Raw genomic sequence first — 6,334 nt, forward strand, 5'->3', positions numbered from 1 at the left:
AATAAACTAAAATTACATTTTAGTTGTGAATGTACGAGCAATAACGTCGCGTTGTTGTTCAGCAGTTAATGAGTTGAAACGAACTGCATAACCAGAAACACGAATAGTTAATTGTGGATATTTTTCTGGGTGTTGAACAGCATCTTCTAAAGTTTCACGACGAAGAACATTCACATTTAAGTGTTGACCACCTTCAACTTTGATAGTTGGAGCAACATCTAATGGAACTTCACGATATTCGAATTGACCAAGTTCTGCAGTTGGGATAACTTGATCTTCTTTATAAACTGATTTTGCAGCGACACAACGAGCTTCTTTTGTAGAGTCGTCCAATAACCAGAAAGAGTTAAGAAGTGCTGCATTGTCTGCTTTAGTAATTTGGATACCTGTAATCATTTTTAAATCCTCCTAACGGGGCCTTATTGCCCTAAAATAATTAAGGTTAATATAGCACTTTCAAGTTTTGATTAAAGTCAAAAAAAGCTATTAATTCGATAAGTAATACCTTTGATAAAAATTGATTAATATTTTTTTTAAACTAATCAACTGATTGATATGTAAGATATTATTATTCAATTGTATTAAAATACTTTACAAGTAATAAAACGACGATTAATAAGTTAGGTAAATCAAGTTGCCTTAAAAACGGTATTTTTTACATCAATTTTAAGCGGTTCACTTAAGGTAAAAGTAAATTTTAATGCCACACCTAGCCTATTATCATTTAATAACTTTTTATCAATAGCAATACGATTATCAATACAAATATGATCTTATGCATATTTTATATTATTCATCTAAGTATACGTATTGCCAATAACCATAAATATCATTAATCCCTTTGGGATGATTACTTTGATGATGAGTGTGTTACTCATTAATAAAATTAATTAGATTATTAATCAATCCAAATTTCAGATCTTAATTCAAAAACTTGGATTATTACAAAAATGATCGTTAAATATTGATGCTGAACGAGCAAGTTATGCCTAATTTATGTTTAATTGAATTTTTAAGCGTGTTTATTTAGATTAAACGTACTTGATTACTGTTAGGTTTATTATTATTTTTAGGTATAATTAATGTTATCGGCTGATAATGTTGTTGAGCCATATGAAATAATAATATAGGTATTGTATGAGTAATCAATTAACATGGCATGATGTCATTGGATCGGAAAAAGATAAACCTTATTTTCAACAAATATTGCAATTTGTCGCATCAGAACGAGCTAAAGGTAAAGTGATTTATCCTCCACAGCATGATGTGTTTAATGCATTCCGCTTTACGCCTTTTAATGACATTAAAGTCGTGATATTAGGACAAGATCCATATCATGGACCTAATCAAGCTCACGGTTTGTCGTTTTCAGTACTACCTGGCGTTAAACCACCACCATCGTTACTTAATATCTATAAAGAGCTTTCGACGGATATTGAGGGTTTCAAAATTCCTTCTTATGGTTATTTAGGTTCTTGGGCAAATCAAGGTGTTCTTTTATTAAATACGGTATTAACTGTTCAAGCAGGGCAAGCTCATTCCCACGCTAAAATAGGTTGGGAAACGTTTACTGACCATGTTATTGCGGCAATTGATAAATATCTTGAAGGTGTTGTATTTTTATTGTGGGGCTCACCCGCTCAAAAAAAAGGGCAATTTATCGATCGGCAAAAACATCATGTTTTAACGTCTGTGCATCCATCACCATTATCTGCACATCGTGGCTTTTTGGGTTGTAAGCATTTCTCAAAGGCAAACGATCTTATTATAAAACAGGGTAAAACACCGATTGATTGGCAGCCACAACTTCCGGAAAAACAGTGATGAGTTATAGTAAAAAACGGCGAACTGGTTTGCAAGAAATTGCTAATTTAATTGGCATAAGTAAAATGACAGTGAGTCGATATTTACGCGATCCTAATTTAGTGTCTAAACCACTACAGTCTCAAATTTCAGCGGCAATCGAGCAGCTTGGTTATATCCCTAATAAAGCGCCTGATATGTTATCAAATGCAAAAAGTAATGCGATTGGGGTTGTGTTTCCATCGTTAACCAACCAAGTTTTTGCGGATATTTTAAAAGGAATTGAGATGGTAACTGATGCCAAAGGATATCAGACCATGATTACTCATACAGGATACAATGCCGATAAAGAAGAGCAACGGGTTCGTTCATTACTTTCTTATAATATTGATGGATTAATCTTAACTGAAAGAATCCATAATCCTGCTACATTAAAAATGATCGAAATTTCGGGCGTTCCTGTGGTTGAAATTATGGATAGTGTGTCGCCGTGTATTGATATGGCCGTTGGATTTGATAATTTTACTGCAACCCGAAATATGATTCATCGTATGATCGAAAAAGGGCGTCGCAATATTGTTTATTTTAGCGCAAGGCAAGATCAACGTAGCATTATTCGTCAACAAGGCTATGAAAAAGCTATGCAAGAAGCAGGCTTAACGCCGCGTACGTTAGCGACTAAAGAAGCCTCCTCTTATGAACTTGGCGCACGTTTTTTACACCAAATTTTAAAAGAGTTTCCTGCCGTTGATGGGATTTTTAGTACTAACGATGATTTGGCTTTAGGCGTACTGCTTGAATGCCAACGAATGGGCATTGAAATTCCTAAACAAATAGCTATTGTTGGTTTTCATGGGCATCAAATAGGTCAATATATGAATCCAAAATTAGCATCAATACATACTCCAAGAATTGAAATGGGTAAAATAGCTGCAGAACTATTATTAAAAAGAATTAATGGGGAAAGGATAGATCAAAAAGTGGTGGATTTGTCTGTTGAATATCTAGATGGAGAAAGTATTTAATTGCATAAAAATAATGTTGGAATAATAGAACCTCATCAATAAAATTAATGAGGTAAACAAGCAATTATAATCCTTTCGGATTATCACCATATTGGTTACTACCCGGTGTAGAATTTATACACATGAAAACAAGCAGTACAATACCACCAACAAATGGGATGAAACTAATTAAATACCACCAGCCTGATTTGTCGGTATCATGCAAACGACGTACCGTCACTGCTATGTTTGGGATAAGAATAACAAGTAAAAAAATTACTTCAATTAGTGACATTGCTGATGCCATAGTTTCACTGAGTGAAGCTAAAATGATTAATACCAAATAAAATATAGCGACAAATAAGGTGAAAAGCCAATACTCTTTACGACGAGCTCGGCCACTAAAGTTTGCATAATTTTTTGTCATACAACTGATAAACCAATTCATTGTTATAATTCCTTTTTTTTATTTATATTTGACTTTTGCTATTTAAAGCGGCGACTATTCTAATAAAAAAACATAAATAAAACAAAATATTTACACATAGTAACAATATATTAACAAACAATATGTTATTTTTATGTTTGCTATGTTTTGCTCACGATTATAGGTTTTCAGTTACAATGATCTATGTTAACATTATCGCTCAGTGGTTATTTATACCTACTAATAGATGATAAAAAGTAACACTGAGGCCCTCCCATGAAAATAGTTGAAGTAAAACATCCTCTAGTACGCCATAAAATTGGTTTAATGCGCGAACATGATATTAGCACTAAAGATTTTCGCGATCTTGCTAGTGAAGTTGGCAGTTTATTAACCTATGAAGCTACTGCTGACTTACCCACTGAAAAAGTGACCATTGAAGGCTGGTGTGGACCAGTACAAGTTGAACGAATTAAAGGTAAAAAAATTACCGTAGTACCTATTTTACGTGCCGGCTTAGGCATGATGGATGGTGTACTTGAGCATATACCTAGTGCACGTATAAGCGTTGTTGGTTTTTATCGTAATGAAGAAACGCTTGAACCTGTTCCTTATTTCCAAAAATTAACTTCTGATATTGATGAACGTATGGCTTTAGTTGTTGATCCGATGTTAGCAACGGGTGGTTCTATGGTTGCAACAATTGATCTACTAAAAAAAGCAGGTTGTAAAAATATTAAAGTGCTTGTTTTAGTGGCCGCACCAGAAGGTATTAAAGTATTGGAACAAGCTCATCCTGATGTTGAACTTTATACCGCTTCAATCGATGATAAATTGAACGATAAAGGTTATATATTACCAGGGCTTGGCGATGCTGGAGATAAGATATTCGGCACAAAATAAAATCTCAAATTTTAGACCGGTTTATCCGGTTTTTTTATGTCCGCTATTTAGTAAAGAAATAAATATCAATTAATAGAGTAATTAAGAGAGGACCACGTGACTAAAAATGCTCTTGATCAAATAAACAATAATATCTCGCCACTTAAACATGCTTGGCAAGATATTTTTACCGGTGCGCAAATGTTATTTGTTGCCTTTGGTGCATTGGTTTTAGTGCCACTTTTAACTGGATTAAATCCAAATGTTGCAATGTTTACAGCGGGTGTGGGTACGTTATTATTTCAATTAACCACGAAAGGAAAAGTGCCTGTATTTTTAGCTTCTTCATTTGCATTTATTGCACCTATCTCTTTTGGGGTTGCACAGTGGGGAATTCCAGCTACGTTAGGTGGATTAGTTGCGGCAGGTTTGGTTTTTATGTTTTTTGCTTTTTTAGTCAAAATTAATGGCAGCCATATTATTGATCGCATTTTACCTCCAGTTGTAACAGGGCCAATTATTATGGTTATTGGTTTATCTTTAGCGCCGGTAGCGGTTGGCATGGCAATGGGTAAAAATAGCAGTTTATCAGCAGAAAACTATCAATTGATTATTATTTCAATGGCTTCTTTATTAACGACGTTGATTGTAGCAATCTGGGCAAAAGGTTTTTTTAAATTAGTGCCAATTATTGCTGGAATTATTGTTGGTTACATGTTTTCTTGTATTTTTGGTATTGTCAACTTTCAACAAGTCATCGAAGCACCTTGGTTTAAAATTCCAGATTTCACTTTTCCTGAGTTTCAATGGCAAGCCATTTTATATATGATTCCGATCGTTATAGCACCAACAATCGAGCATGTTGGTGATATTATGGCCATTAGTTCTGTCACCGGTAAAGATTACACTAAAGAACCAGGATTACAGCGCACGTTACTGGGTGATGGGTTAGCAACATCTGCTGCTGGTTTCTTTGGTGGCCCGCCATGTATTACCTATGCTGAAGTTATTGGTGCAGTCACATTAACGCGTAATTTTAGAACTAGAGTAATGACCTGGGCAGCTATTTGGGCTATTTTAATGTCATTTATTGGTAAGATTGGTGCTTTTTTAAGCTCTATTCCGACAGTTGTAATGGGCGGAATTATGGTATTACTTTTTGGCTCGATAGCTTCGGTTGGCATTAATATTTTAGTCAAACATAAAGTTGATCTTTCTGTATCACGTAATATGTGTATCGTCTCGTTAGTACTTGTATTTGGTATTGGCGGCATGATTTTTGATTTTGGATCTTATGCTTTGCAAGGAATCAGTTTATGTGGAATTTTAGCGATTGTACTAAATTTAATTTTACCTCATAAATCAGCTGACTAATAAATAGCCGTTAATTATTAAGTTGATTAACGGCTAAAAATGTCGCTTATTTTTTCGAAAAGAGCGAGTGATATATTTTCGAATAAAAAAATAATCCGCTATATTTTAACTATATTTGACTATTTAAAGGCTATTAGCGTTTGTTATTTATGGTGTTATTTACATTTCTTTGCAAATAATTCGGCTGAATGAGTGGCTTTTTTTTGTCATAGCCTTATAATTCCGAAAATTAAGCTTATTTAAGCTTGATTTATAGCCATTTAACATAAAAAAGCGAAATAAAATAACATATTAGTTGACGGGTGGAACGCCATGCAGTATAATTATAGACACCAGACACCAGACACCAGCGCTGGCAAAACAATGTTTTAAAAACTCCCCAATCTCTCTTTAGGCTAAAATTTAATTCAATTCTGAATTCTACACTTACCTTATTTCATCGAAGCAAGGTAACTCACCCTCGTTTTTCAGCAATCAAAGTAAGCAAAAGATGCACATTTAGTTTAGCGTTATGCTATCGCTTAATTAAAGCGATAAATTTAAGGTTAATCTTACGTCCAACCTTGTTTTTTACGCAAACTCAAGCATCAGGTCAATTATCTAAACTGGCTTTAGCATCGATACCATGGCTATTATTGCTGTATGCCGCTACGACTCAAGCATTGTCGGCAACGACGGCGCAAGTCATTCATGGTAGTCAGCCCTATTTAACCTCTGATAATGGGGTAACTAAAATTACCACTACTGAGGGGCTGTTAGGTATTACGTTATCCGATGGTACCCGCATTACACCTTCCAATAATACTTCAACCTTAGATAATCCAATAGTGTTACCTAAAGAAAA

Annotated in this window: 7 protein-coding genes; 5 read left to right on the forward strand and 2 right to left on the reverse strand. The window is 34.4% G+C overall.

The annotated features are described in order from the left end of the window. Positions 1-12: 12 nt before the first annotated feature. The gene (gene grcA / locus J3U66_RS11940; RefSeq protein ID WP_065633189.1) at positions 13-396 is read right to left on the reverse strand and encodes an autonomous glycyl radical cofactor GrcA; all 384 of its coding nucleotides are present in this window, start codon (positions 394-396) and stop codon (positions 13-15) included. Positions 397-1,137: 741 nt separating this feature from the next. Here grcA and ung point away from each other — a divergent pair. Beyond that, positions 1,138-1,824, forward strand: a complete 687-nt coding sequence (gene ung, locus J3U66_RS11945) for a uracil-DNA glycosylase (RefSeq protein WP_267334356.1) — start codon at positions 1,138-1,140, stop codon at positions 1,822-1,824. Further along, the gene (gntR, locus tag J3U66_RS11950) at positions 1,824-2,828 is read left to right on the forward strand and encodes a gluconate operon transcriptional repressor GntR (RefSeq protein ID WP_267334354.1); all 1,005 of its coding nucleotides are present in this window, start codon (positions 1,824-1,826) and stop codon (positions 2,826-2,828) included. Before ung ends, gntR begins: the two co-directional genes overlap by 1 nt. A gap of 64 nt (positions 2,829-2,892) precedes the next feature. Here gntR and J3U66_RS11955 read toward each other — a convergent pair whose 3' ends face one another. Then, positions 2,893-3,255 (reverse strand): DUF805 domain-containing protein, encoded by a 363-nt coding sequence (locus J3U66_RS11955; protein ID WP_267349121.1) that lies wholly within the window; start codon positions 3,253-3,255, stop codon positions 2,893-2,895. A 255-nt stretch (positions 3,256-3,510) separates the two neighbouring features. Between J3U66_RS11955 and upp the strand changes: the two genes are divergently transcribed. From upp to J3U66_RS11970, 3 genes are all read left to right on the forward strand, one after another. Continuing rightward, positions 3,511-4,137, forward strand: coding sequence for a uracil phosphoribosyltransferase (gene upp / locus J3U66_RS11960; RefSeq protein ID WP_065633185.1), 627 nt, complete (start codon positions 3,511-3,513; stop codon positions 4,135-4,137). Positions 4,138-4,233: 96 nt separating this feature from the next. Next, positions 4,234-5,490 carry a uracil-xanthine permease family protein gene (locus tag J3U66_RS11965; protein ID WP_267349122.1) on the forward strand — a complete coding sequence of 419 codons (1,257 nt, stop codon included), beginning with the start codon at positions 4,234-4,236 and terminating at the stop codon, positions 5,488-5,490. A 563-nt stretch (positions 5,491-6,053) separates the two neighbouring features. Continuing rightward, the coding region (locus J3U66_RS11970) for a hypothetical protein (protein ID WP_267349124.1) at positions 6,054-6,334 on the forward strand (281 nt) is incomplete at its 3' end.

Source organism: Gilliamella sp. B2969 (assembly GCF_026536195.1).
In the GTDB taxonomy this organism is placed as follows: domain Bacteria; phylum Pseudomonadota; class Gammaproteobacteria; order Enterobacterales; family Orbaceae; genus Gilliamella.